General features: G+C 37.6%; 26 protein-coding genes. 10 read left to right on the top strand and 16 right to left on the bottom strand.

Features of this window, described 5'->3' with window-relative positions:
- Window positions 1–159: 159 nt before the first annotated feature.
- Both pflA and pflB read right to left on the bottom strand, forming a co-directional pair.
- Entirely contained in the window at window positions 160–906 is a 747-nt protein-coding gene (gene pflA, locus JOE23_RS16765) for a pyruvate formate-lyase-activating protein (RefSeq protein ID WP_204440404.1), read from the bottom strand.
- A 197-nt stretch (window positions 907–1103) separates the two neighbouring features.
- Window positions 1104–3362, bottom strand: coding sequence for a formate C-acetyltransferase (pflB, locus tag JOE23_RS16760; RefSeq protein ID WP_204440402.1), 2259 nt, complete (start codon window positions 3360–3362; stop codon window positions 1104–1106).
- 462 nt (window positions 3363–3824) lie between these two features.
- On the opposite strand from pflB, the gene JOE23_RS16755 reads away from it, so the two are divergent.
- The 4 genes from JOE23_RS16755 to adhE all read left to right on the top strand — a co-directional run bounded on the left by JOE23_RS16755 (window position 3825) and on the right by adhE (window position 8951).
- Entirely contained in the window at window positions 3825–4991 is a 1167-nt protein-coding gene (locus tag JOE23_RS16755; RefSeq protein WP_204440400.1) for an iron-containing alcohol dehydrogenase, read from the top strand.
- 382 nt (window positions 4992–5373) lie between these two features.
- The gene (locus tag JOE23_RS16750; protein ID WP_204440398.1) at window positions 5374–5808 is read left to right on the top strand and encodes a pyridoxamine 5'-phosphate oxidase family protein; all 435 of its coding nucleotides are present in this window, start codon (window positions 5374–5376) and stop codon (window positions 5806–5808) included.
- A 244-nt stretch (window positions 5809–6052) separates the two neighbouring features.
- Window positions 6053–6283, top strand: a complete 231-nt coding sequence (locus JOE23_RS16745) for a hypothetical protein (RefSeq protein WP_204440396.1) — start codon at window positions 6053–6055, stop codon at window positions 6281–6283.
- Window positions 6284–6344: 61 nt separating this feature from the next.
- Complete coding sequence (gene adhE / locus JOE23_RS16740; RefSeq protein WP_204440394.1) at window positions 6345–8951, top strand: bifunctional acetaldehyde-CoA/alcohol dehydrogenase; 2607 nt, start codon at window positions 6345–6347, stop codon at window positions 8949–8951.
- Between the two features lie 47 nt (window positions 8952–8998).
- On the opposite strand, the gene JOE23_RS16735 is transcribed toward adhE, so the two are convergent.
- From JOE23_RS16735 to JOE23_RS16725, 3 genes are all read right to left on the bottom strand, one after another.
- Complete coding sequence (locus tag JOE23_RS16735; protein WP_204440393.1) at window positions 8999–9247, bottom strand: hypothetical protein; 249 nt, start codon at window positions 9245–9247, stop codon at window positions 8999–9001.
- A gap of 10 nt (window positions 9248–9257) precedes the next feature.
- The gene (locus JOE23_RS16730; RefSeq protein ID WP_204440392.1) at window positions 9258–9803 is read right to left on the bottom strand and encodes a hypothetical protein; all 546 of its coding nucleotides are present in this window, start codon (window positions 9801–9803) and stop codon (window positions 9258–9260) included.
- Window positions 9804–10178: 375 nt separating this feature from the next.
- Window positions 10179–10868: a BMQ_0737 family morphogenetic spore coat protein gene (locus JOE23_RS16725; RefSeq protein WP_204440391.1), complete on the bottom strand. Its 690-nt coding sequence runs from the start codon at window positions 10866–10868 to the stop codon at window positions 10179–10181.
- Between the two features lie 198 nt (window positions 10869–11066).
- On the opposite strand from JOE23_RS16725, the gene JOE23_RS16720 reads away from it, so the two are divergent.
- Window positions 11067–11918 (top strand): hypothetical protein, encoded by an 852-nt coding sequence (locus JOE23_RS16720; RefSeq protein ID WP_204440390.1) that lies wholly within the window; start codon window positions 11067–11069, stop codon window positions 11916–11918.
- 534 nt (window positions 11919–12452) lie between these two features.
- Here JOE23_RS16720 and JOE23_RS16715 read toward each other — a convergent pair.
- Both JOE23_RS16715 and JOE23_RS16710 read right to left on the bottom strand, forming a co-directional pair.
- On the bottom strand, window positions 12453–12800 hold the full coding sequence (locus tag JOE23_RS16715; RefSeq protein WP_204440389.1) for a DUF1360 domain-containing protein: 348 nt from the start codon (window positions 12798–12800) through the stop codon (window positions 12453–12455).
- Between the two features lie 78 nt (window positions 12801–12878).
- Window positions 12879–13652, bottom strand: coding sequence for an ABC transporter ATP-binding protein (locus JOE23_RS16710; RefSeq protein ID WP_204440387.1), 774 nt, complete (start codon window positions 13650–13652; stop codon window positions 12879–12881).
- Window positions 13653–13946: 294 nt separating this feature from the next.
- On the opposite strand from JOE23_RS16710, the gene ectA reads away from it, so the two are divergent.
- The 4 genes from ectA to JOE23_RS16690 all read left to right on the top strand — a co-directional run bounded on the left by ectA (window position 13947) and on the right by JOE23_RS16690 (window position 16775).
- Window positions 13947–14489, top strand: a complete 543-nt coding sequence (gene ectA / locus JOE23_RS16705) for a diaminobutyrate acetyltransferase (protein ID WP_204440385.1) — start codon at window positions 13947–13949, stop codon at window positions 14487–14489.
- Entirely contained in the window at window positions 14464–15738 is a 1275-nt protein-coding gene (gene ectB / locus JOE23_RS16700) for a diaminobutyrate--2-oxoglutarate transaminase (RefSeq protein WP_204440383.1), read from the top strand. The genes ectA and ectB overlap by 26 nt, the downstream gene beginning before the upstream one ends.
- 15 nt (window positions 15739–15753) lie before the next feature.
- Entirely contained in the window at window positions 15754–16143 is a 390-nt protein-coding gene (locus JOE23_RS16695; protein WP_204440381.1) for an ectoine synthase, read from the top strand.
- Window positions 16144–16325: 182 nt separating this feature from the next.
- A complete protein-coding gene (locus JOE23_RS16690; RefSeq protein WP_204440379.1) occupies window positions 16326–16775 on the top strand; it encodes a YueI family protein in 450 nt (149 codons plus the stop codon).
- Between the two features lie 358 nt (window positions 16776–17133).
- Here the strand turns inward: JOE23_RS16690 and JOE23_RS16685 are convergent, their stop codons facing one another.
- The 7 genes from JOE23_RS16685 to JOE23_RS16655 all read right to left on the bottom strand — a co-directional run bounded on the left by JOE23_RS16685 (window position 17134) and on the right by JOE23_RS16655 (window position 24011).
- Complete coding sequence (locus JOE23_RS16685) at window positions 17134–18318, bottom strand: aminotransferase-like domain-containing protein (RefSeq protein WP_204440377.1); 1185 nt, start codon at window positions 18316–18318, stop codon at window positions 17134–17136.
- Between the two features lie 33 nt (window positions 18319–18351).
- Window positions 18352–19146, bottom strand: coding sequence for an ABC transporter ATP-binding protein (locus tag JOE23_RS16680; RefSeq protein ID WP_204440375.1), 795 nt, complete (start codon window positions 19144–19146; stop codon window positions 18352–18354).
- Window positions 19147–20133, bottom strand: coding sequence for an ABC transporter permease subunit (locus tag JOE23_RS16675; protein WP_204440373.1), 987 nt, complete (start codon window positions 20131–20133; stop codon window positions 19147–19149).
- Between the two features lie 212 nt (window positions 20134–20345).
- Window positions 20346–21320: an ABC transporter substrate-binding protein gene (locus JOE23_RS16670; RefSeq protein WP_204440371.1), complete on the bottom strand. Its 975-nt coding sequence runs from the start codon at window positions 21318–21320 to the stop codon at window positions 20346–20348.
- A gap of 214 nt (window positions 21321–21534) precedes the next feature.
- Window positions 21535–22365: a sulfurtransferase gene (locus tag JOE23_RS16665; protein ID WP_204440369.1), complete on the bottom strand. Its 831-nt coding sequence runs from the start codon at window positions 22363–22365 to the stop codon at window positions 21535–21537.
- Window positions 22366–22502: 137 nt separating this feature from the next.
- Window positions 22503–23531 carry a type 2 isopentenyl-diphosphate Delta-isomerase gene (fni, locus tag JOE23_RS16660; RefSeq protein WP_204440367.1) on the bottom strand — a complete coding sequence of 343 codons (1029 nt, stop codon included), beginning with the start codon at window positions 23529–23531 and terminating at the stop codon, window positions 22503–22505.
- A 21-nt stretch (window positions 23532–23552) separates the two neighbouring features.
- Window positions 23553–24011, bottom strand: coding sequence for a phytoene/squalene synthase family protein (locus JOE23_RS16655; RefSeq protein WP_204440364.1), 459 nt, complete (start codon window positions 24009–24011; stop codon window positions 23553–23555).
- Between the two features lie 537 nt (window positions 24012–24548).
- On the opposite strand from JOE23_RS16655, the gene pepT reads away from it, so the two are divergent.
- Window positions 24549–25787, top strand: a complete 1239-nt coding sequence (pepT, locus tag JOE23_RS16650) for a peptidase T (protein WP_204440363.1) — start codon at window positions 24549–24551, stop codon at window positions 25785–25787.
- Between the two features lie 287 nt (window positions 25788–26074).
- On the opposite strand, the gene JOE23_RS16645 is transcribed toward pepT, so the two are convergent.
- Window positions 26075–26218 (bottom strand): hypothetical protein, encoded by a 144-nt coding sequence (locus JOE23_RS16645; RefSeq protein ID WP_204440362.1) that lies wholly within the window; start codon window positions 26216–26218, stop codon window positions 26075–26077.
- 69 nt (window positions 26219–26287) lie between these two features.
- The gene (locus JOE23_RS16640) at window positions 26288–26821 is read right to left on the bottom strand and encodes an HD domain-containing protein (protein WP_204440357.1); all 534 of its coding nucleotides are present in this window, start codon (window positions 26819–26821) and stop codon (window positions 26288–26290) included.
- Window positions 26822–26912: the final 91 nt, after the last annotated feature.

Genomic DNA, 26912 nt, shown 5'->3' with positions numbered 1-26912 from the left:
ACATTCAAGCAGCATAATCCGACTTGAATATTTGTGAAATTCATCTATAAAATTGCCGGCAAAAATTCTCACCAACGTCATTTGACAAAGAACCAAAAATAAAACGAACCTTCAATCAGTGTGGGGGTTCGTTCATCCCCTACTGATTGAAGGTTCGCTTTATGTTAAAGCAATACTTTTTTGCCGTGTTAAAATCGCTTCTGCATTTTTTACCCGTTCTTCAGAAGGTGGCTCTATGCCTTCTAACGGATAAGATAGACCTAAATTCTCCCATTTATAAACACCTAACTTATGATAGGGCAAGACATCAATTCGATCGACATTGGATAGTGTCGCAATAAAATCTGACAGTCGTTGCAGCAATTGATCGTCATCGCTACCACCCGGAACTAACACGTGACGTACCCAGATTGGCACTTGCTTCTCATCCAAATAGCGCGCCATATCAAGAATATGTTCATTAGACACACCGGTAAGTTCTTTATGCTTATCATGATCAATTTGTTTCAAATCGAATAAAATCAAATCCGTTACTTCCATTAGTTCATCTAAGGTTTTAATAAAACGAGGGGAACGACTGAAACAGCCACCAGATGTATCAATACACGTATGAACACCCAATTTCTTAAGTTCAGTAAATAATTCAAGTAAAAATTCCGCTTGAATCAATGGTTCTCCACCACTAACTGTCACACCACCATTAGAAGACTCGAAAAATGGAATATAAGATTTAACATCTTCCACTATCTCTTGAACCGTCATCTCTTTACCACCGGTCATCTTCCACGTATCTGGGTTATGGCAAAATTGGCAACGTAATAGGCACCCCTGAGTAAAGATGATATATCGCAAACCAGGGCCATCTACTGTACCTAAGGTTTCTATTGAATGAATGCGACCTTTCATGTTGTTCCCCTCCTTAATTTGATAAAACGAAACTTCAATCTATGGGCGTGTTGTTCTTCACCCACGGATTGGTAGTTGAGTGAATTTAGCGTCCACCTAAATACATGAGCTACTCTCTATTTTATGGCAGCGATTTACGGACGGTTATCTGTGATAAAAGTAGGAGAAGATAAATCTTCTCCTACTTTTAGAATTATTTATAAACTTTCGTGGAACGTACGATTAATGACATCGATTTGTTGTTCTCTTGTTAATTTAATGAAGTTAACAGCATAGCCAGACACACGAATAGTCAATTGCGGATATTCTTCAGGGTGCTCCATGGCATCCAATAATGTTTCACGGTCAAATACGTTAACATTTAAGTGATGACCTTTTTTCTTAGCATACCCATCAAGCATCGCCGCAAGGTTTGCTTTTTGCGTGTCTATATCTTTACCAAGCGCTTTAGGAACAATTGAGAATGTGTTGGAAATACCATCTAATGAATAGTCATACGGCATTTTAGCAACAGAATTCAATGATGCTAACGAACCATTTGTATCACGACCATGTAATGGATTAGCTCCAGGTGCGAATGGTTCTCCCGCTTTTCGACCATCTGGTGTATTTCCTGTTTTCTTACCGTATACAACATTAGACGTAATGGTAAGAATAGATTGCGTATGAACAGATTGACGGTATGTTTTATGCATTTTCACCTTGTTCATAAACGCTTTAACTAAATCAGCAGCAATCTCGTCGACACGATCATCATTGTTACCGTATTTAGGGTAATCACCTTCGATTTCATAATCAATAGCAATACCATCTTCATCGCGAATCGTCCGAACTTTCGCATGTTTAATTGCACTTAATGAGTCGGCAACAACTGATAGACCCGCAATACCACAAGCCATCGTACGTAAGACTTCACGATCATGAAGTGCCATTTCAATTCTTTCATAGCTGTATTTATCATGCATGAAATGGATAATGTTAAGTGCATTCACATAAACACCAGCTAGCCAATCTAACATGACATCATACTTTTTCTTAACTTCATCATAATCTAAATATTCAGAAGTGATTGGTGCATAGTTAGGTGCTACTTGCGCTTTCGACTTTTCATCGACACCACCATTAATCGCATAAAGTAAAGCTTTTGCTAAGTTTACACGAGCACCGAAGAATTGCATTTGCTTACCAATACGCATCGCTGATACACAACACGCAATACCATAGTCATCACCATAATGGGTGCGCATCAGATCGTCATTTTCATACTGGATTGAGCTTGTTTTGATCGACATAGCAGCACAATATTTTTTATAGTTATCTGGTAACTGTTCAGACCATAACACCGTTAAGTTTGGCTCTGGCGCTGGACCTAAGTTATCTAACGTGTGTAAGAAACGGTAAGAGTTCTTTGTTACTAACGGACGTCCATCTTCAGCAATACCTGCTAGTGATTCTGTCACCCAAGTTGGGTCACCACTAAATAATTCATTATATTCAGGTGTTCTAGCAAATTTAACTAGACGTAATTTCATAACAAAGTGATCAACTAATTCTTGCACTTCTTCTTCAGTTAACACACCATTCTCCAGATCACGTTCAACATAAATATCTAAAAATGTTGAGACACGACCGAGACTCATCGCAGCACCATTTTGTTCTTTAATTGCTGCTAAATAGCCAAGGTATAACCATTGGAAAGCTTCTTGAGCAGTGGTTGCCGGCTTAGAAATATCGAATCCGTAAATATCCCCTAATTGCTTAAGTTCTTGAAGGGCACGAATTTGCTCCATATACTCTTCACGATCACGGATAATATCTTCTGACATGACACCATTTCCACCAATTAAATCAAGTTCAGCTTTTTTCACTTCAATTAATTTGTCTGTACCATAAAGTGCCACGCGGCGATAGTCACCAATAATTCGACCACGACCATAAGCATCAGGTAAACCCGTTACTACTCCTGCACGACGTGCCGCTCTAATCTCTGGGGTATAAGCATCAAATACACCTTGATTATGTGTTTTACGATAATCCGTAAAGATCTTCTCTACTTCCTCATCCAACTTATATCCATAAGATTCTGCTGACACTTGCGCCATACGAATACCACCAAATGGTTGTAAAGAACGTTTGAAAGGTACATCCGTTTGTACACCGACAACCTTCTCTTTACCTTTATCTAGATAACCTGCATCGTGTGAAGTAATGGTTGATACAATTTTTGTATCTAAATCATAAACACCACCACGTTCACGTTCTTCTTTTGTTAAATCCATAACGCGATCCCACAATGCTTTCGTTGCATCTGTCGGTCCAGCTAAAAACTCTTCATTACCCTCATATAAATTGAAATTTTTTAAAATAAAGTCACGGACATCAATTTCTTTTTGCCAGTTACCATCAACGAAACCATTCCAAGGATTATTTTTTGTAACTTCTTCTGCTACTTTCATTTCCGTTACCTCCTCATTTTTTAACACTTTTTTAATACCATATCATCTTACTTAAAGTATATACCCTTACTAGCTAAAAATAAAGTGAAAAAGATCACATTTTAAAACTGTTATAATAAAAGTTCATATTTTGTTCAAATTTTAGTCAACTAAAGCGATGATATAGTATCTAAATTATGATAACGCTATATTAGCTGTTTTTATCGCATTTTAATTAATTGAAATTGAAGTTATACATTGTCCTTTTTAACACATAATTCATTCTGTGTCATTCTGTATTACTTATTTTATATATTAATATTAATACAGGTGAATCTGAATGGATTCCAAATATCAACAAATTCCTCTTGCTTCACCGTTTGTCATAACCTCCTATCCAAAGGCATATACTAACACCACTGTGCTTATTACTTTACTTATCTTTTATTTGTGACCATTATATAAATAAGGAGGCGATATAAAGTGAATAACTTTATCTTTAACAACCCTACAAAACTTATTTTTGGTAAGGATATGTTAAACCATTTAAAAGAAGAGATCCCCACTTATGGTAATCGTGTGCTACTCGTTTATGGTGGAGGTAGCATCAAGCGCAATGGACTCTACCAGGAAGTGCTTGATCTTTTAAATGAAATAAACGCTGAAATATTTGAGTTATCAGGTGTCGAGCCAAACCCACGCGTCACGACAGCGCGTAAGGGGATTGAGATCTGCAAAAATGAGCAAATTGATTTTATCTTAGCTGTTGGTGGTGGAAGTACAATTGACTGTGTCAAAGCTATTGCAGCTGGCGCCAAATCGGAGCATGACATCTGGGATATTGTTACAAAAAAATATCAAGCTAAAGATGCATTGCCGTTCGGAACTGTCCTTACGTTAGCAGCAACTGGTTCGGAAATGAATGCAGGCTCGGTGATTACGAATTGGGAAACAAACGAAAAGCATGGATGGGGAAGTGCGGTCACTTATCCTAGATTTTCTATTTTAGATCCTACATATACATATACTGTCCCACGCGATCAGACTGTATATGGGATCGTTGATATGATGTCACATGCACTTGAACATTATTTCCATCACGAAACCAATACGCCATTTCAAGATCGGATGGTAGAAGGTTTATTAAAAACAGTAATCGAAACGGGCCCTAAACTGCTAGCTGACCTTGAAAATTACCAGCATCGTGCTACTATTTTATACTGTGGGACAATGGCTTTAAATGGGATGGTCAATATGGGCTATCAAGGCGATTGGGCAACACATAACTTAGAGCATGCTGTTTCTGCTGTTCACGACATTCCGCACGGCGGTGGTCTTGCTATTCTATTTCCAAATTGGATGACCCATGTTCTAGATGAGAATGTTGGTCGCTTCAAACAATTCGCCATACGTGTATTTGATATTGACCCTGTAAATCAATCGGATCGCGAAATAGCTTTAGCTGGAATAAAAGCTTTAAGAGATTTTTGGAATACAATTGATGCACCTAGCCGTTTGGCTGACTATAATATTAATGAAGAAACTATTGAAGAAATGGCGGATAAAACGGTCATTGCCAACCCTACTTTCGGAAGATTCAAACCGCTCACCCGTGAGGATTCAATCGCTATTTACAAAGCCAGTTTATAAAATAATGTGATGGTGTGATTTTTTACTCACACCATCTTTTTTCTTAGAAGCCCCTTTTACAATAGAAAGAAAAATTCGTTGAATAAAACGAACTTTCAATCAGCGAATCAGGCACTAGCGTCCGTTAGCGCAGGGCTAAATAGATTAGCTCTATGATGTTGTAGCGAGCGTTTTACGGTCGGTTATCTATAATAAAATAGACTCACTTTCCACAGACGAACACCCGATCCTCCTGCCAAAACCCATGCAAATCTCTATTGCATACAACACCCTCTGATTCAATTCATTTCTCCCATTAAATAAAATAGAAGGAATTGTTCTTAGTATAAAAATTTTTGATCAGCACATACTACTAAATATTAATTATAGTAGGTGATAAATAATGAATGAACAAGAACTGAAACAAACCATTATAACCATCTTAGATGATCATCAAATTGGGACAATGGCTACTATCGCTAACAACCGCCCCCATTCTCGTTATATGACTTTTTTTCATGATGACTTCACCCTTTACACCGCTACATCCAAAGATACACATAAAGTAGACGATTTACGTCAAAATCCATATGTCCATATTATTATTGGCTATTCTTATGAGGGAATTGGCGACCAATACTTAGAGATTGAGGGACAATGCGAATTACATGATGAACCCTTGATTAAAGAACGATTATGGAATGACAAATTAAAACATTGGTTCTCTGGGCCAGAAGATCCCAATTATCTAGTGCTTAAAATTTCCCCTTCCGAGTTCCACCTTAAAAATACTAATGACCATCAAGGCCATCGTTATAAACCGACAATGTCAGATTAGAATTAAGGGCTGTTATAACCCTTATTCTAATCTAACTACAACAATCACAAACTAAAAACAGTATATTTTTGCTAATAATTAATTTCAATAAACAGCCACAGACCTTGTCACATCAAGGATTTAATCCTTAAAAAACTTAGTTGTTTAATTAATGTGAATAATTTCACAAACCTGTCACATTTATGTGATTTTGTAAGCGTATACAGATGTTATGATGAAATCAGAAAGAGTGAGGGGGGATCAGATGATATTAACAACATGGAAAGATTTTGGAACAGATGCTGAGTTCTATACGCAAGCAAACTTCGAAGAAGAAGTTGATGACAACTTCGAAGGTGTGTATTTTGAAGAGGGAAAAGACATTCCAAATTATATCTGGACAACGCAATATGTTGTTGTCATTAAGAACAATACTAGAATGTTTAACGATGTCTCATTTGTTAAAGTTCCTCGTAACCCGTCGGTCCTTGCTTAAGTGTTATTTTTTTAAGCTTGTTTGCTCATTATTTCACATAAATTATTAGGAGGGAAAACCTATGGTCACAAAAGTTGAAAAGAAAAATGAAGTAAAAGAACCTAGTGTAGAAGAAAGCATCGATGCGTTAGCAAATAACGCTCAAAAAGCTTTAAAGGAAATGAAAAAATTAACTCAAGAACAAGTTAATGACATTATTAAAGAGATGGCATTAGCTGGTCTAGATAAACATATGTATCTAGCAAAATTAGCAGTTGAAGAAACCGGACGAGGTGTATATGAAGATAAAATTATTAAAAACATCTTTGCTACTGAATATGTTTATCACAACGTAAAATATGATAAAACAATTGGTGTCATCAGTGAAAATGAACATGAAGGCATCGTAGAAATTGCTGAACCGATTGGTGTTGTTGCCGGTGTAACACCTGTAACTAATCCAACATCTACGACCATGTTCAAATCTATCATTTCAATTAAAACAGGTAACCCAATCATCTTTGCATTCCACCCATCCGCACAGAAATGTAGCTCTGAAGCAGCACGTATTCTATATGAAGCTGCAGTTAAAGCAGGGGCTCCAGAACACTGTATTCAATGGGTTGAAAAACCTTCAATTGAAGGTACACAAGCATTAATGAAACACCCTCAGATAGCAACAATATTGGCTACAGGCGGACCAGGAATGGTTAAGTCAGCATATAGCTCTGGTAAACCAGCGCTTGGTGTAGGTGCAGGTAACGTTCCTTGCTATATCAATAAATCAGCCAATGTCAAAAGAGCTGTCAATGACCTTATTTTATCTAAAACGTTCGATAATGGAATGATCTGTGCATCAGAACAAGCAATGATCGTTGATAAAGAAATCTATGATCAAGTAAAACAAGAAATGATTGATAACAACTGTCACTTCTTAACAGCAGCTGAAAAAACGAAAGTTGAAAAGCTTGTTATTAATGAAGATACTTGCGCGGTTAACCCAAAAATCGTTGGTATGAAACCAGTGAAGATTGCTGAGATGGCAGGCGTTAAAGTACCTGAAGATACAAAAATTCTAATTGCAGAACTAACTGGTGTTGGACCGGATCATCCACTTTCACGCGAGAAATTAAGCCCAGTCTTAGCAGCATTTAAAGTAAATAATGCAGAAGAAGGTTTACAACGCGCTGAAGAAATGCTTGAATTTGGCGGTTTAGGGCACTCAGCAGTCATCCACGCAAATGATCAAGAGGTAATTGATGCATTTGGTGCACGAATGAAAGCTGGTCGTCTGATCACAAATGCTCCATCTTCTCAAGGGGCGATCGGGGACATTTACAATGCTTATATTCCGTCATTAACATTAGGTTGTGGTTCTTATGGCGGTAACTCAGTATCTACAAACGTTGGTGCTATGCACTTAATTAATGTTAAAAAAATGGCGAGAAGGAATAATAATATGCAATGGTTTAAAGTTCCACCAAAAGTTTATTTCGAAAAAAATTCAGTTCAATATTTAGCGAAAATGCCTAATATCACAAAAGCTTTTATCGTTACTGATCCTATGATGGTTAAACTTGGTTATGTCGATAAAGTTCTCTACCACTTACGCAAACGCTCTGACTACGTACACTGCGAAATTTTCTCTGACGTAGAACCAGATCCATCGAAAGAAACGGTTATGCGTGGAGCAGAAGCAATGAATGCATTCAATCCTGATGTTATTATTGCTCTTGGTGGCGGTTCAGCAATGGATGCGGCTAAAGGAATGTGGCTATTCCACGAACATCCAGACACTGACTTTAACGGTCTTAAACAAAAATTCTTAGATATTCGTAAACGTGTTTATAAATATCCTGAATTAGGACAAAAAGCACAATTTGTTGCGATCCCAACAACATCTGGTACTGGCTCTGAAGTTACTTCATTCTCAGTAATTACAGATAAGCAACAAAATGTAAAATATCCATTAGCTGATTATGAGTTAACACCTGATGTGGCAATCATTGACCCGCAATTTGTAATGACTGTACCAAAAGTAGTTACAGCCGACACTGGGATGGATGTACTGACACATGCGATTGAAGCTTATGTTTCAAATATGGCTAATGATTACACGGATGGTTTAGCCATTAAAGCGATTCAACTTGTATTCGAATACTTACCAAAAGCTTATCACAATGGTAATGATGAAGTTGCACGCGAAAAAATGCATAATGCATCTACGATTGCAGGGATGGCATTCGCTAATGCTTTCTTAGGTATTAATCACAGCTTGGCACATAAACTAGGTGCAGAGTTCCATATCGCTCACGGTCGTGCGAATGCAATTCTAATGCCACACGTTATTCGCTACAACGCTAAAAAGCCAAGTAAATTTGTTTCATTCCCTAAATATGAGCACTTTATTGCGGACCAGCGTTATGCTGAAATCGCAAAAGCTTTAGACTTACCTGCTAAGACGACTGAAGAAGGTGTTGAAAGCTTAGTCAATGCCATTTACAAACTAGCTAAAGAACTTAATATCCCAATGAGTATTGCTGAAAATGGTGTTAGCAAAAAAGATTTTGAAGCTAAAGTTGATTATTTAGCAGACCGTGCCTTTGAAGATCAATGTACAACAGCTAATCCGAAGTTGCCACTAGTAACTGAACTAGCTGAAGTTTATCGCAACACATTTAAAGGTTAACTTTCACTCCCCTATTTTAATATTTATATACCAAGAAGTCCTTCGTTTTAGTTGACGAAGGACTTCTCTTTTTGTTCTAGTTGCTGCAATCGGTTTACATTACGACTAATCAGGTCATCTAAATACTGATTTATATCACTAGGAAGCTGTGAATCTTCTGATAAGACTAAACCTTCTTGACTACTTTTCAGCAGCAGCCATAATAAATAGCTCACCCATTTATTTTGAGGCTCTTCTCCTACTATAGCAGCCTCTAGATCGACTGCTAACTGCTGCAACATATTTTCTGTAAACATTACCTACCCCCTAACTCGTCACATTTAGTAACAAAGGATTATCAACTGGTAAACCTTCTTCATCCCTATTACTATAATAGAAAGCATCTATTTTAAATCTATATTTCTCTTTAGCCGGCCAAGTCAATGTTAAAGGTAAAGGTTCAGCTCGATCTGCTCGATTAACTTTCTCACCCAAATAGCTAAACCAATATTCGCCGTCCTCATTATGATGATCTTCTAAGAGCTTCCAGTTGGCTTTGATTTTTTGCTGTCCTCCCCTATCCGTAGCTAATAAGTATTTTCCAGATATTTGATAACGAACAGACGCATCTATCCTAACGCAAATCAATAAGTTTTCTAGTGGTTTGACTGTCCCATTAAGTATATGATAACTCATATTTATACAAGACCATTCGTCGCTTTGATTTGATATATCAATTGACGAAGCCAAAAAAGAGATAACTTTATTTAAACTAGCATTTTGACTAGAATGATCTGATGCTTTTTCATAAAGCTCCTGCCAACTACGATCCAAAGCTTCTAGTTTCCCCTTTACTTCCAACCATGATACCACTGTTATACACCCCCATTACATTTTATAGTTGAATGACTTTAATTATGAATGCTTTTACCTCTATTCAGATCAGTAATTTAAAAGGCACAACTTGTCCTTACCCTTTTAAGTTATCCGTGTTAATGTGTTTACCATTCTTCGGGATTGAAATTTTCAACTTTCTCGCTATCCGCTTTTTTATTTACATATAAAACGAAACTTCACGTCCTTTTCCACAGATGGTTATTTGAATGAATCAGGACATTAGCGGCCGTTAACGCCCACCAAAATAAATTTACCTCTACCATCTATTTTGGGGTGGGCGGTTACGGACGGTTATCTTTGATAAAAAAAGAGCTATTTTCACTTTTTATGAAAATAACTCAAATAATTCACCTATTTCTTAGGCGGACAAGGTTTCGATGTCCCAGGAAAAACAACCGGACATTGTGGTGGAACAACCGGGGTCGGACATTCATCAACAGCTAACAGATCACGCGGCTCACAGAAACTTGCTTCTAATTCTAATGTAACATCTGCAACAGATTGAACGCTTTGGCATACATTTAAAGAAATATCTACACTCTCTAATGCGGTTGCAACACAGTTTACAGTTGCACTACAGGTTACATCTGAAATCCGAACAACGAGCCGTGTACCTTCTGGCGCACATAAGAAAACAGATTCAGGAATCTCAATCTCGATCGGATCAGATATTTCTAAAAATGGGGTGGTTCCGTCAAAACCAGTAAATTCAACAACTAGCGATAATGTCTTTTCAAAGCTAACACGTTGCAATTCTACTACTACACCATCAATTATAAATTCGCGATCTTGTCTATCCGCCGTTTCAACGACAGTAATTTCCGCATTTTGTGGCAGTGGATTTCCGGTGGCTGGATCTATTAAATAGCATCTTACTGCTAAATTGCTAACGGTTGGCCCACAAGGATCAATAGCAAGGGCACCGATATCAGCTGCTGGTACATTTTGATTTACTGTTTCTTGAAGAATAACCCAGTCATAAACCTTCTCCGCATTAAAGCAAAGCAATTCTTCTTCGGGATGCGGTGGTCGATTTAACATATGCTCTACTCCTTTACTGATTATTTTTATTTCAATAACAAAATATGTGTATAACCTTATTATGCTCTGTGCGATAGTCTATTTTCAGGTCATTTTATTCAAAATGGGCATCTGTTCACCATTATTCAACTTTATGAAACACCTAAGCTAAAAACATGCATATATTATAATGTATGCTAATGCCCGAGGTGAATAAAAGTGAAAGATGTAAATGAGGATTGGCCTACTTTAAAGGAGCGCTATCAAAAAATAATTAGAAGTTATCAAGCAAATGATTTGAGCCATGCATATAGTACACTCCAACACAAATATCATGAGGTCGTTAAAGCACTTAATCAACAAATCGAGAAAAATACACAACTCGTTGAGCAGCTGAATAAGCAAGAAAATAAGATGAACAGTTTACAAGATACATTGAAAGAAAAAGAATCCTTAATAACGAAAGAAATAATTGAATCTCATGTTATTGATTCGTTAATATTTCATATAAAGGCATTTAATCAGTTAATCACGATCCTGTCGCATTCTGATTTAGAATCCCATTTAAAGGAGGTGGAGTGGATTATGTTTGAAACAACCGAAAAAAAGACCGATTCAACTGAGGAAGCAACTCACCCTGTTAATCATGATGAAATAATTGATAACGAGGGGAATGGTAACAAAGAGACGCCTAAACTTTTTAACTTTCAAGATCTTCAATCTTATCAAAACGCCTACCTATTACCTATAAAAAAAGAACAACAAAATCAAGCCGTAACTACACCAAGATTTTACTATAATAAAAAGAAAGTCTTAGAAAAGCTAAAAGAAAAACAAATGAAAAAAATCTTAGAAGATTATCCTATCGAAAAACCTCTAAACCAAAGCAATAATCAGGAACCCAGTCAACAAATTGCTCAGCCTGAAGCGCCGGAACCTACTACTGAAAACGAACCCACTCAGACTAATATTGACCAAGAATCATTTACTGAAGAAAAAATAAAGATAGAGAAACCCTTTCATCTTATATTGAGAAAGTTAAGAGACTTATTTGGCATAACACATCATTAGCTTGAAAATCTCATGTGCGCCTCCCCATACCAATATCCGAACTTAAACGTATTATAATAGTATGTTACGTTTAAGGGAGGGGAAAAGATGGCAAAGAGAAGAGTGATCAAAGCAACACCTGTCAAACGATCAGGAGGATGTGGATGCGGCAAAAAAAAAGTCATAAAAAATAAACCACTCAACTTTCGCACACTGAAATAATCATTTAACCTTAATCGTGTTCAATAGACTCGGTATTCAATAGGCGCGTTGACTTTACTTCTGCATGGATGAGCCGCATGCGACCTTCTCATACGTTTTGCACGTTATTTCGTTCCGAAAAACAACGGATTCTCTTTTCGCGGGGATGGCTTCAGCTAACTTGAGTCGCAAAGATCACTCCTCAAGTGGTTTTGACTGGGCAAAGTTAGCTCAAGCCACGCCCACGGATTGAAGGTTCATTTTATCATCCTTTTTAAAAACGCATTCGCTTACCTTTCTAGCGAATGCGCTTCTATAACCGTATGTTTATTGTTTTAAGTTGAATAGACCTCATTAACGATCCAGATATTCAACGATAAATTGAAGATAGCTCGCTAGCCCTGCTATACTTAAAATAGTGATTAGCCATTGAAAAAAAGCGGGGAAATAATATAAACCCACTAATAAAAAGATAGCTGACCATATTGAAACACACCAATGACAGGCATAAAGCTCACCAAAAAAATAACGAGCTCCTGTCCCTCTCCCCTTTATGGTGACCTCTATATGATCTTCTCCTAGCGGTTGTTCCCGCTCCTCAAGTAAATAGTTTCTTAATTTACTCGAAATAAAATCATAACGAAGCAAACGCATCAAGCGAAAGGTAGCGATAATAACTAGGAAGAACTCAAAACCTGTCACCACATTAGTCCACCTGCCTTTCTTTCCCTCTTTTTAGTTAGTTTATGCAAGACAGGTATGACGTGACAAAGCATTTGATTACTTTTTCCAAATTTGCACACGATTATTTAGCTCTGACACGACAACTTCCGTATTAAAAAAGGCACTTAAAACAGGGGCCGTTACCAATTGTTTCGTTAGACCACTATGAAATACTTTCCCCTCCCTTAACATTAAAGTGTTTGTGAAGATCGGTATGATTTCATCAACGTGATGCGTCACGTAAAGAATAGTTGGTGCGCGGTCCATAGAGGCAATTTGATCGACCGCCTCAAGTAATTGTTCCTTCGCCAAAAAATCTAAACCGTTGGTTGGCTCATCTAAAATAAGTAATTTAGGCTCATCCATTAATGCTCGGGCAATCATGACACGTTGACGTTCACCTTGAGACAACGTGTAGAAAGATCGGTTCGCGTAATCAAAACACCCTAACTGTTTTAATAATTGCTTTGCTCGCTCTCGCATCTTATCTGTCGGTGTCTCATATAAGCCAATTGAGGCAAATCCTCCACTTAATACAATTTGATAAGCACTATCACTCTCATAAAATCTTGATTGGAGGGTCTGCGAGACAAGACCAATATCCCGCCTTAATTCTTCACCGAGTGTGTCTTTACCAAAACAGCGATCAAGCACTTTCATAACACCCGCTGTAGGAAAATAGTATGCACTTAACATATGTAACAATGCCGTTTTACCCGCACCATTTAACCCTAGTATCGCCCAATGCTCACCTTTTTTTACTGACCAGTTTATATCCTCTAATATCCATTTCCCTTCTCTTAATAAGCCAACATCCTCTAAATAAATCATCTTTATTAATCACTCCAGTAATCATTCTTATTCGTATTATTACTTAATTATCTGAAATATTCGAGTATTTTACAAGATGAAAACGGTAAAGTAACCAAATTTTCCATAAATACGAGAATCTTTAATGATTTAGCCGAAATCCTAACTATATGCTTAATCAATGGTAATCATCATGTTTTATCATTAATAACACTTCATTATCAAGTTTAATCTTGTTTGAGCTAATCTGTGTTTCGTATTATGATAATTAACGTGTGAGTTTGTTATGATATCTGACAAAGAAAGGAGTAGATCATGATTAATCAAAAGATCGAATTTTCGTCTCCCAACCCAGATGATGGTAAACAAATGTGGAGGCTTGTCAATCAAACAACACTCGATGATAATTCTGCATACAAATACATTATGATGAGCCATTATTTCACCGATACGTGTGTAGTGGCTAAAATTGATCAGCAAGTAATTGGTCTCATTACTGGATTTATCCCTCCTAAACAACCCGACACTGTATTCGTCTGGCAAATTGGAGTTGATCCAAAATATAGCGGGAAAGGAATAGGTTCTTCTCTATTAACAACCTTAATGGATCAAGTAAGAGACAAAGGTGTTTACTATATTGAAGCTACAATCACACCTTCTAACAAAACATCACAAGCTTTATTTAAAAAGTTTGCATATCACCACCAAGCCGTTTGCAATATTCAATCCTTTTTTACAGAAGACTTATTCCCGAACAGCGAGTATGAGGAAGAACTCAAATTTAGAATTGGACCGATAAAAGAGAATAACAATGACTTAGGGGGCAATGAAAATGTCAGAAGATATGAAAGTGTTTGAAAATTTAGAGTCAGAAGTACGTAGTTATGTTAGAAATTTTCCAACTATCTTTACAAAAACAAAAGGCTATAAAATGTGGGATAATTCTGGACAGGAATATATTGACTTCTTCTCAGGCGCTGGAGCACTTAATTATGGTCATAATGATGAACACATGAAGCAAAAACTCATTGATTATATTGTTAGTGACGGTATTACCCATTCATTAGACATGGCTTCAGATGCCAAGGCAACTTTTCTGAAAGCTTTTAATGATATTATTTTGAAACCTCGAGATATGAATTATAAAATTATGTTTCCTGGACCCACTGGAACGAACACCGTAGAGAGCGCTTTGAAATTAGCAAGAAAAGTCACAGGACGAACAGATGTCATTAGTTTCACTAATGGATTTCATGGTATGACCATCGGTTCATTATCCGTCACAGGAAATGCAATGAAGCGTAAAGGTGCCGGTATCCCATTACAAAATGTGGTGACAATGCCTTATGATAATTATGTAGATGATCAAGATTCCATTGACTATATCGAGCGATTCTTAGAGGATAATGGAAGTGGCGTAGCCATACCAGCTGCTATGATTTTAGAAACCGTTCAAGGAGAAGGCGGTATTAATGCTGCTAGTCTTAGTTGGATTAAGAAAATTGAAGTGTTATGTAAACGGTGGGGTATTTTACTAATCATCGATGAAGTACAGGCTGGTGTAGGGCGTACAGGATCATTCTTTAGTTTTGAACCTGCCGGAATTAAGCCCGATATTATTTGTATGTCTAAATCTTTAAGTGGTTACGGTTTACCATTTGCCGCTACATTAATTCGGCCTGACATAGATATCTTTGCACCGGGTGAACATAACGGAACTTTTCGCGGCAATAATCATGCCTTTATAACCGCAACAGCAGCACTTGATTACTGGAAGGACGATCAATTAACAAATAATATTAAAGCGAAATCGGCCAAAACACATGACTTCTTACATCAGCTTGTCGAAAAATATCCAGAACTCAAAGGAGAAGTAAGAGGACGTGGATTAATGGTTGGTGTCGCATCTGAAGTTGACGGCTTATCAGCAAAGATTGCTGCTAAAGCTTTTGAATACGGGCTGATTATGGAAACCGCTGGACCGAATGACGAAGTCTTTAAACTGTTTCCTGCCTTAACCATTGACGACCAAGGCTTGGATCAAGGACTTGCTATTATTGAAAAAAGTGTAACTAACGTGCTAGAGACAGAAGTACAACCAGTATAAGAGGGGGCATTTGAAATGAAAGTGGTATCGTTAGAAGATGTATTAGGTACAGAACATGAAGTTGATGGTGGTAATTGGATTAGTCGCCGCCTCATTATGAAAAAAGATAACATGGGCTATTCGGTCAATGATACGATTATTAAAGCAGGCACCGAAACACATATTTGGTATCAAAATCATTTAGAATCTGTATACTGCATTGAAGGTGAAGGTGAAGTCGTTACGCTAAGTGATAATAAAGTATGGCCAATTAAAACGAATCAACTTTATGCTCTAGATAAAAACGATGAACATCTCCTTCGAGCAAAAACCGATATGCGAATGGTTTGTGTATTCAACCCAGCACTATCTGGCCTTGAAGTTCATGATGAAAATGGGGTTTACCCTGTTGATGATAGTAAATAACAGTTAATATTGTTGCTATAAAAAACGAAGACTTTAAATAAGTCTTCGTTTTTTATATTCTTTGTTAACCATTATTTATCACAGATATCCTCCGTGGATGAAGAGCGAAAACCTCCACTAATTAAAGGTTTATTTTATATTTAATCCTTGAATTTGGTATACTATAGGCGAGGTGAACAAATATGCCAAAAAATATAGACGATTATTTAAATGAAGGTATCTATGGTGCTCAACAAACGAAGCCCGATGAGCGAAGACTGTTTCTAGGAAGTTTACGAGAACGCGCTGTTTTTGTTCTTACCGTTGAACAAATTAAACAAGGAGTAGGGGTTCAAGAACTTGATGATAAACTTCGTTCACATTCTGATGCTAAATTATTATTGAATGGACAAATGTTATTAGATAAGCTCACACCTTATCGGCGGCTTGCTTTAAAATATGATACAGATTACACCCTTGTTGATGAGAAAAACAACCAATCCGCCTATGGGCTCGTCCTCTGTTATGATTATGCCGTCAATCATGATGAAATATTTCTAAATGAAAAAGAACCGCTTATCGATGATGATACAAAGGAACAGGTCAATCAAAAAAGACCACTATGGAAGAAACTGCTTGGTTATGAAGATTAATAAATAACACATAGACACCTTGGGAGAAGAGCACAAACTGAAGCTTCATTTTCAGAAGCACTTTTTTCTGAAAATGAGCGACGGTTGTGCCCTAGGAAAGCGTTATGTATTTCAGTAGCCAAGGGTTCTCGATAAAACGAACCTTTAATCAGTGGAGGTTTTCGCTCTTCATCCACGGAGGGTTAGCTGAGTGAATCAGCACATTAGCGTCCGTTAGCGCCATAAATTATAAACAATGGAGATCAGGCGTTTTACGGACGGTTATCTGTGATAAACAACATATGGTCGCACTTAAATTTTATTACTCCTCTAAAAACGCATATCTTCTTTTCTAAAAAGTACAACCATTCGCTAACGCCTAAACATGGACAAGCTTTAATACCTTAATTAATCGTTCCATTCCTTTTTCTATCTGATTAGGTGAAGCATTAGTGAAGTTCAAACGCATCGTTGATTGCTCTTCCCCACTAATATAAAAAGGTCTGCCTGGAACAAAAGCAACACCTTGTTCAACAGCCACATTTAATAATGTTGAAGGATTGATATGATCTGGTAAAGTAATCCAGAAGAACATCCCTCCTTTAGGCTCTAAATAGCTTAATCCTGGAATTTGAGCTTCATCTAAATAACGTTTCATTATCAGCATCCGTTCATAGTAAGTAGCACGGATCGTTTCAATATGACGATCGAGGTCATAGTCATTGAATAAATGCATCAGTGCATGTTGGCTAATCGAATTTGTATGCAAGTCGGCAGCCTGTTTAGCTTGAGTAATTAAACGAATAATTGGACTTGGACCTGTTATCCAACCGAGACGCATAGCTGGTACCACCGTTTTAGAAATGGTACTCGTATAGACAACACACGTATTATTTATATCTAGCGCAGCCAAGCTATCAGGGATCGCAGCTGGATCAAATTGAATATCACCGTAGGGATCATCTTCCATAATTACGACTTGATATTTCTTTGCAAGTTTGACTAACATTTCACGGCGCACTTTTGACCAAACTTTCCCATCAGGATTAGAAAAAGTTGGCACAACGTAAATGCATTTAGGTTTTAGTTTTTTAATCTTCTCTTCAAGATCCTCTTCTATCATACCTTCATGATCCGACGCTACCGCAACTACCTTTGTTTCATAAGAAGCAAAAACTTGTAACGCTGCTAAATAGGTTGGATCTTCTGTTAAGATAACATCGCCTGGATTAAACATAACACGGGAAAACAAATCAATCGCTTGTTGTGATCCTGAGGTAATTAAAATATCCTCAGCTTTACGTATGATCGCCTTTTTTTTCATACGTGCAGATAGTTGCTCTCTTAACGGCAATAAACCTTCTGTTTCAGCATATTGGAGAGCTTTATTACCCGATCTAATCGCTTTAGAGAATGCCTGCTCAACAGCTTCAACAGGAAAAAGCCCTTCGTCAGGTAAACCTCCTGCAAAAGAAATGACATTCCCTTTATTAACAACCTTCAAAATATCCCGTACCGCCGATGAATCAAAATAACGGACGCGATCTGCAAAACCGTACTCCATGATTACTTCCCTTCTTTCAACTTAATTACATCGCTATCCCAGTATAGCACGGTCATCACCCAATTGCTCACCACGAATCCGTTGAAATTCATGAAGCAGCTTTTCAATCGTTAATGCTTGCTTTTCTTCTCCCGCAATATCGAGAATGATTTGCCCCTTATCCATCATAATCAAACGATTACCAAGCTCTAAAGCTTGTTGCATATTGTGGGTAATCATCAACGTGGTCAATTGTGTCTTTTCAACAATTTCACGCGTCAAGTTGGTAATAAGTGTTGCACGCGACGGGTCTAGTGCAGCCGTATGCTCGTCCAGAAGTAGTATATCTGGATTAGTAAAGGTCGCCATCAGCAATGATAAAGCTTGACGTTCACCACCTGATAACAAGCCGACTTTAGCACTTAATCGATCCTCTAGTCCAAGATGTAAGCTGTTTAAGGCTGTCTTGAAGAAGTCTCGTCGCTTTTTATTTACACCTGGTCGGAGCGAACGTTTTTTATCCCGTGAATAGGCTAACGCTAGGTTTTCCTCAATCGTCATGGTTGGAGATGTACCGGCCATTGGATCTTGAAAAACACGTCCAATATATCGAGATCGTTTATATTCAGGCATCATCGTCACTTTTTTTTCATTAATTTGCACATCACCGACATCAGGTAATAACGCACCTGATATAATATTCATTAATGTTGATTTGCCCGCACCATTACTGCCAATCACCGTAACAAACTCACCTTTACTTAGTTTCAGATTAATATCTTGTAAAGCCTGTTTTTCATCTGGTGTGCCTTCATTAAACGTTAGCGAAATATCGTTTACTTCTAACATTTAGACCTCTCCTTTCGCACGTTGTTGGAGTGCTATACGTTTACGCCGCTTCCGTTTACTTTCTTTATGTGTTGAGATTAATTTAGGAATAACAAGCGCCAGAATAACTAATACAGATGTAATTAGCTTTGTATCATTCGCATCCAAAAAGGTTGAACGCAAGGCTAATGCAATAACAATACGGTAAAGAATAGCACCTAAGATAACCGCAAATGTCGTACGCATAATACTTTTTGTTCCGACAATCGATTCACCAATGATAACAGAAGCTAAACCCACGACAATCATCCCCACTCCCATATTAAGATCAGCAAATCCTACATATTGGGCATACAATGCGCCAGACAATGCGACAAGACCATTCGACAAGCCTAAGCCCATAATCTTTAAATAATCTGTATTCGCCGAAAAACTTCGAATCATCTTTTCATTATCGCCTGCTGCACGTAGCGCCAATCCAACTTCTGTTTTTAAATAATAATCCGTTATGAACTTAATCACCAGTGTCACCACTAACATTACGATGAGAATAGACCACGTTCTTGGTAGAGAGCTGGCCCCAATAGCGGATAATCCTTGATTCAAGGCTGAATCAATTCCTAAGCCACTCCAGATTTCACTTAATCTAGTGAACACTGTTGATTGATTAAGTAAGGGAATGTTTGATTGACCCATAATTCTTAGATTAATTGAATACAAAGCAGTCATCATTAAAATACCAGATAATAGCGGGTTAATTTTCCCCTTTGTATTCAACAAGCCGGTCACACTTCCAGCAATAAAACCTGTTATTAAAGCTAGCGTTGTCGCTAAAACAGTGGATACATCATTTGTAATCGCAATAGCAGCAACTGCTGCCCCCGTAACAAAACTACCATCAACCGTTAAGTCGGGAAAATCTAGCACTCGAAATGATAAGTACACCCCAAGTGCCATAATAGCGTATATAACTCCTGCTTCGATGGCACCAAAAATTGAAATAAACACGTTCTTACTCCCCTTCTGTCATTTAAAAATTCAACATTATTTTCACCCTCTGCACAATTGGCCGCAAGAGCAACCGAACTCACTAAGGGTATTTATTTATGTTTCTTTTTATTTTTAGAAAAACGGTTCTTCCGATATCATCAGTATTAATAATAATAATATGAGAAAACCGACCATGTCTATTGGTACATGAGTCGGTTAAATCTTAAGCTCTAATTTGTTTCAGCTAATTCGTCCCAATCACTATGCCATTCGACACCTTGTTCTTCTACTGCCTCTTCATTAATAAAAAGTTGCATTTCAGGTGGGTATTCCACATCAATTTCATTAGGTGTATTTTCTCCAGTCAGAATATCTACGGCCATCTCACCTGTGCGATAACCAATCGTATAATAGTCAATACCAAATGTAGCAAAACCACCACGTTCTAAGGAATCAGGCTCTCCAACAATAAGTGGGATATCTTGATCATTGGCAACACTAACAACGGTCTCTAGTGCTGATACCACCGTATTATCTGTTACAATATAGATCACATCTACTTCCCCAACTAGTGATGTAGCTGCTTGTTGCACATCAGCTGAAGTTGAAACCGTACGATCCACTATACTTAAATCAGTGTCTTCAACCGCTGCCTCTACATGTTCAATTTGTGTAACTGAGTTCTGTTCACCAGCATTATAAATAACACCGATCGTTGCACCTTCAAAATAAGTGTCAATGAAGTTAACTGTCTCTATAATAGCATCCGGGTGCATATCCATTACACCTGTAATATTTTCACCAGGTTGATCCATCGCTTCTACAAGTCCTGCTCCGACAGCATCTGTAACTGAGGTGAAAACAATTGGAATATCATTGGTGGCCTGTAAAGCCGACTGTGCACTCGGTGTCGCATTAGCAAATATTAAGTCTACATTATCAGCAACAAAGTTTTGGGCAATCGTTGCCGTGTTGCTTTGATCTGCTTGAGCATTTTGTATATCATATTCAACATTTAACCCTGCATCTTCTATGGCAGCCTGAAATCCTTGATAAGCTGCATCTAATGATGGATGTTCAACAAATTGTGATACTCCCACTTTAAATGTCTGTTCATCACCCTCTTCTCCTGTGTCGGTAGCACATGCTGTCACTACTAATAACAGACATATACTTGTCAACATAAACCATAGCTTCTTCTTCATAAATCTTGCTCCCCTCAGCGTTCCTCTTTTTAAATTTTCTGAATTTATGCCGACTATTATAACACATATTGATACAACTCGGTACATTTTTATTCGTTAAATCTTAAGAAAAATGGTGGATACGAAAAAAGATAGAATGCCTATTGCAAATACAGATTCTATCTTTTTTGAATGGCTGACAATCATTTATTACGAAAAAAATCGCTAATGCAACTCAATTGCCACCTGTTTCTACAGGTAACTCAGGATAAGAAATCCAATCACTATAACTTCCTGGATATAATTTAATATTTTTATAGCCTAAAGCAGTTAATGCTAAATAATTCATACATGCAGATACGCCAGATCCACAAGATAGAATCACTTCTTTATTCGGATCCAAATCACCAAAATAGTTGTTAAGCTCCTCTTTAGATCGCCATTTTCCGTCCTCATTTAACACAGCTGTCCACTCAAAACATTTAGCACCCGGAATATGACCTGCCTTATGATATAACGGTTCAGTCAAACCCAAATAACGATCTTTAGCGCGTGCATCAATCAGAATACTCGCATCGCTATGGCGTTGTTGTTTCACATCATCAATATTAACAACCATTGCTTGGTTTACTTCAGCTTGGTAAGGTTGCTTTACGGGTCTCTTAACGATAGATGTACTTGGGAAACCTTGGTCTGTCCAAGCTTGATAACCACCATCCAAAATATATTTCTTTTCATGACCATAGTAGTCAAGCAACCAATACAACCGAGCCGCAAACATCGCATTACCTTGATCATAAATAACTACTGTTGTATCTTTGCTGATACCTGCTTGACTTAATTTATCTAAAAACGCGTGTGAATCTGGTAGCGGATGTTGCCCACCATGTTCAAGTGGTCTCGCAGACAGATCTTGATTCAAGCCAAAGTATTGAGCACCAGGAATATGACCTTGCTTATACATTTGATACCCTTTCTCTGGATTAAGCAACTCAAAACGCGTGTCAATAATTACGACTTCAGAAATCTGATCATAGAGCTGATTAGCATTTATTAAAAATTCCATCCCTCATCCCCCCTACTTTTGAAGCGATATATTGATTACTCATCATTACTCAAAAAGAATTATCCTATGTAAAGGACATATTTTATGCCCTAACATCACTTATTATATCACAAGCGAGTTAGGGCATTGTTTTACATTTATGTTAGAAGCACACGGTCTGTTTGTTTTAACTCTTCAATTGTTTTTATACCAAGTCCAAACATAGCCATTTTTAATTCAAGTTCACGTGTCTCCATTACATTTAGCACCGCCTCAGTCGAAGTCGTTGCTTGCTTCAAAATAGAGCGGGCAAACCCAACATGACTTGCGCCTAGCGCCATCGCTTTAGCTGCATCTACGCCTGTGCGCATCCCTCCACTTGCAATAAGTGGGCAACCTTTCACCTTTTCTTTAATCGAGACTAAGCTTTCAACGGTAGAGATGCCCCAATCAACAAAAGCCTCAGCTGCTTCCTTTCGAATAGAATCGTTCGATCGTAGTTTTTCAACTTGGCTCCAAGACGTCCCTCCAGCACCAGCAACATCAATAAATTGGATACCGACATCTTTAAGTTTTTTAGCCGTTTGTCCATCAATGCCCCAGCCCACTTCCTTAATGCCGACAGGAATTTCAAGGCTTTTTGTTAGTTGATCTATCTTAGGTAACAAGTTCTCAAAGTTCGTATCACCATTGGTTTGGATAACTTCTTGAATTGAATTTAAATGGAGCACTAGCGCTGTCGATCCGGTCATATTAACGATGTCTTTGCATTGTTCAGCAGAAAATCCATAATTCAATTGAACCGCACCTAGATTGGCAACAATCGGTATTGTAGGTGCATATTTACGAATTTGAAAAGATTCACGGAAACTTTCTTTTTCAATTAAGGCGCGCGTTGAACCTAAAGCAAAAACCCAGCCTCGTTCTTCTGCAGCAGTTGCCAAATGTTTGTTAATTTCTCCAGCTTGCTCCGCACCGCCTGTCATTGAACTAATTAAAAAGGGCGTTGCGATAGGAGCACCTAAAAAAGAAGTGTTTAACATAATATTATTAAAATCAATTTCCGGTAAGGCATTATGAACAAGACGGACCGATTCCATCCCTGAAGTAACCCCTTTTCCTTCCACTTGATCTGTTAAACATAAAGTAATATGCTCAGCTTTGCGTTTGTTAATTTCACTTCCCATCAATAAAACTCCCTTTTTTAACTATTTAGTCAACATCATTAGCAATTTAGCTTTTCGCTGATTTGTAACAATCGCACGTTTATGAAAAACTTGGTATCGATTTTCTTTCACAACTTTAATAATTTCTTGATAATAACTAGTAGCCAATCTTAAGGTTAAAGCACTCTTGTCTGGGTAATGATCAACATATAACAACCCTTCAGTTTGATCCGCTTGATCGGTTAAATCACCAATAATAGCTTGAAAAGCATGATTAATCACTTTTTGTTCCCATTGTAACTCAGTATAATGATGCTTTTTCATTATTTCAAGCGGGATATATCGTCTACCAAGCTTTTGATCGGCACCAATATCTCGAATAATATTAACAACCTGCATCGCTTTCCCCAATGCAATGCCCGACTCAACCAAGGTGCGATCAGGGTTTGGATGTAAGATTGGAATCAGCATCTCACCTACAGAACCTGCAACTCGTAGCAATAATCTTCTAGTGCTTCCATTGTATCATAAGTTGTTTGAACATAATCAAGACGTTGCTTGCTCAAGTTTTCCTCCCTTTTTAAAAACCTCTTGATCTGAAATGCGTTTCATCAATTATGATGAATTCAAATCAATCAAAAGGGGTTTTTAATAATGATAGTAGGGCTGTTAACCTTTATATTACTCTGTTCTTCTATTTTATTTTTCGCTGCCTCCGCGATAAGATGGGCTGATAAAGCCAACACGCAGCATCATATCGTTAAGGAAACCGATCCTTATGCCCGTTTATTTAATATTTATCACAGATAACCGTCCGTAAACGCCCGCCTCAAAATAGAGAACAGATCATCTATAGCGAGAGCTAACGGACGCTCATGTTCGGATTCACCCAACGACCAATCAGTGAGAGCAGAGCGCAAACCCTACTGATTGAAAATTTGTTTTATTAAGCTCGTTATACAACAAAATTTCAAGTATTATGGATGAAAACAAAGGTATGGTAAAATAAAATTATATCTATATATGGAGTTGAAATTGATGAGACAAACCATGGTGAATCGTTTTATTTCTTATGTCAAGATCGATACACAGTCTAACGAGGACATATCCACTTGCCCTTCAACTGAAGGGCAATGGCAATTAGCCAAACAACTCGTTAAGGAGTTAAAGGCTATTGGTATGACAGAAGTTACACTAGATGAGCACGGCTACGTCATGGCTACTTTACCAGCCAATACAGATCAGAAACTTGCAACGATCGGCTTTTTAGCCCACCTTGACACAGCTACTGACTTTACCGGAAAAAATGTAAATCCACAAATCATAGAAAATTATGATGGTGAAGATATCGTCCTTAACAACACCGATCAAATTGTCATGCGCGTATCTGACTATCCAGCACTTAAAAACTATCAAGGCCAGTCACTGATTACTACGGATGGGACCACTTTGCTTGGGGCAGATAATAAGGCAGGTATTGCAGAAATTCTTACCGCAATGGCGTATTTAATGCATCATCCTGAGATCAAACATGGCAAAATCCGAGTTGCCTTCACACCAGATGAAGAAATTGGACGTGGACCTCATAAATTTGATGTGGAAGCATTTGGCGCTGACTATGCTTATACAGTAGATGGCGGACCAATTGGAGAACTACAATATGAGAGTTTTAATGCTGCTGCGGCTAAAATAACCTTTAAAGGTAACAATGTCCACCCAGGTACAGCAAAAAATAAGATGATTAATGCGATGAAGTTAGCAATGGCATTTCATGACCGTCTTCCTGCTGAACAGGCTCCTGAATTTACAGAGGGATATGAAGGGTTTTATCACCTCTTATCTTTTACAGGCACCACAGAGATGGCTAAGCTATATTATATTATTCGTGACCATGATCATCAGGCATTCCAGAGTAAAAAAGAGCGCTTAACTAAGCTCGAAATGGAGTTCAAACAGAAATATGGTCAACAATCCATTCATCTCGAATTAACTGATCAATATTACAATATGCGCGATAAAATTGAGCCTGTTAAACATATTGTTGATATTGCTGCCAACGCAATGAAGGCACTTGGTATTAATCCCATCATTGCACCTATACGTGGCGGAACAGACGGCTCTCAACTTTCTTTCAAGGGATTACCAACACCTAATCTATTTACTGGTGGAGAGAACTTTCACGGGAAATACGAGTACATTTCAATTGATCACATGGAAAAAGCCGTACAGACAATTGTGAAAATTAGTCAGCTCTTTGCAGAACAAAAAAGTATTTAATGGTGAAAACCTATTAGAAAAGTTAACCCATCAACAAATCTGCGTATTTTTCTGATAGTTTGTACTTAACATTTTTAATTTTTTGCTCATATTACACTTTCTTACCAAAAAGACGGGGCTGGGACAAAAGAGTAACAAGATAAGAAAAATCCGAACATTAATGTCTGATACATGTAGCGCTTCGATAAAACACTTCGCTTTGTTCAGAATGTTCGGATACTCCATTTCAATATTTAGTTATGTCCAAGGCTCTTCTTTATTATTATTTTAAAAAATATAGATGTATCCTACATAATATAAGTAATCACAAACCATAGTATAGCAAAGAAAATAATAAGATAAGTAGCATATTTGATAAAGGCTACGCCTACCTTACTAGGATCTGTCTTTTTCTCGGTTTTCTCCACTTCTACATCTTTATTTTGATCCAAATTATCCATCTCCTTTTACAAACACAAGCATTTACCAACTGTTTACCCGCTGAATTAGGAGCTAAACATTCATGTTCGGGGTTGTCGATCATTGTTAAGTAAATACTCAATTCTTTGATCCAATTTGGTGATCCGTTGTAATGCGAGTTGATCAGTTATTTTCCGATAGTGGTGGGCGCCTCCAGCTTCTTCTACTTTTGTATCCGCTTGAACAACAACCTGTTGAAGTGGGGTTAGCTTTAAGAAACCCTCTGGTAAATAGGAGTCTGTATGAAGTAATACAGCTAATGCGATGGCTTTTGCATCTTTTCGTTGTTCGCCTTGACGAATTAACAACTTATGTGCACGCTCTGCTCCTTTAATAGCGTGAATATCATTTTCTTTATATTGATTAAAATCCCACTCGCCATTCTGATACCACTGATAATGACCAATGTCATGAAGAAAACCTGCCTTGGCTGCATGATCTGGATTCACATCTGATTCCATGGCAATATCAACCGCACATTCTGCCACATCAATCGCATGTGCCATTCCTGAGCGATTAACATATTTTTGGACAATATGGTGGTGAAACAATTGTTCAAGTGTTACAGCACGCATTCAATCACCTCCCAAAACCGCAAGTCAATTTTAATATTGTTTTATAAAATAGCACATTGCTTTCTCTATTTCAAGTAAATGTTATGCATAT

The organism is Amphibacillus cookii (assembly GCF_016908375.1).
GTDB lineage: Bacteria > Bacillota > Bacilli > Bacillales > Amphibacillaceae > Amphibacillus_C > Amphibacillus_C cookii.
Note: the sequence above shows the minus strand (reverse complement) of the source record. Positions and strands in the feature narration are given on the sequence as shown.

Excerpts from the sequence above, each read along its gene's own strand:
- pflA (WP_204440404.1), bottom strand. The coding sequence starts at position 906 with ATGAAAGGTCGCATTCATTCAATAGAAACCTTAGGTACAGTAGATGGC.
- pflB (WP_204440402.1), bottom strand. The coding sequence starts at position 3,362 with ATGAAAGTAGCAGAAGAAGTTACAAAAAATAATCCTTGGAATGGTTTC.
- JOE23_RS16750 (WP_204440398.1), top strand. The coding sequence starts at position 5,374 with ATGAATGAACAAGAACTGAAACAAACCATTATAACCATCTTAGATGAT.
- JOE23_RS16745 (WP_204440396.1), top strand. The coding sequence starts at position 6,053 with ATGATATTAACAACATGGAAAGATTTTGGAACAGATGCTGAGTTCTAT.
- adhE (WP_204440394.1), top strand. The coding sequence starts at position 6,345 with ATGGTCACAAAAGTTGAAAAGAAAAATGAAGTAAAAGAACCTAGTGTA.
- JOE23_RS16735 (WP_204440393.1), bottom strand. The coding sequence starts at position 9,247 with ATGTTTACAGAAAATATGTTGCAGCAGTTAGCAGTCGATCTAGAGGCT.
- JOE23_RS16725 (WP_204440391.1), bottom strand. The coding sequence starts at position 10,868 with ATGTTAAATCGACCACCGCATCCCGAAGAAGAATTGCTTTGCTTTAAT.
- JOE23_RS16710 (WP_204440387.1), bottom strand. The coding sequence starts at position 13,652 with ATGATTTATTTAGAGGATGTTGGCTTATTAAGAGAAGGGAAATGGATA.
- ectA (WP_204440385.1), top strand. The coding sequence starts at position 13,947 with ATGATTAATCAAAAGATCGAATTTTCGTCTCCCAACCCAGATGATGGT.
- ectB (WP_204440383.1), top strand. The coding sequence starts at position 14,464 with ATGTCAGAAGATATGAAAGTGTTTGAAAATTTAGAGTCAGAAGTACGT.
- JOE23_RS16695 (WP_204440381.1), top strand. The coding sequence starts at position 15,754 with ATGAAAGTGGTATCGTTAGAAGATGTATTAGGTACAGAACATGAAGTT.
- JOE23_RS16690 (WP_204440379.1), top strand. The coding sequence starts at position 16,326 with ATGCCAAAAAATATAGACGATTATTTAAATGAAGGTATCTATGGTGCT.
- JOE23_RS16685 (WP_204440377.1), bottom strand. The coding sequence starts at position 18,318 with ATGGAGTACGGTTTTGCAGATCGCGTCCGTTATTTTGATTCATCGGCG.
- JOE23_RS16680 (WP_204440375.1), bottom strand. The coding sequence starts at position 19,146 with ATGTTAGAAGTAAACGATATTTCGCTAACGTTTAATGAAGGCACACCA.
- JOE23_RS16670 (WP_204440371.1), bottom strand. The coding sequence starts at position 21,320 with ATGAAGAAGAAGCTATGGTTTATGTTGACAAGTATATGTCTGTTATTA.
- JOE23_RS16665 (WP_204440369.1), bottom strand. The coding sequence starts at position 22,365 with ATGGAATTTTTAATAAATGCTAATCAGCTCTATGATCAGATTTCTGAA.
- fni (WP_204440367.1), bottom strand. The coding sequence starts at position 23,531 with ATGGGAAGTGAAATTAACAAACGCAAAGCTGAGCATATTACTTTATGT.
- pepT (WP_204440363.1), top strand. The coding sequence starts at position 24,549 with ATGAGACAAACCATGGTGAATCGTTTTATTTCTTATGTCAAGATCGAT.
- JOE23_RS16640 (WP_204440357.1), bottom strand. The coding sequence starts at position 26,821 with ATGCGTGCTGTAACACTTGAACAATTGTTTCACCACCATATTGTCCAA.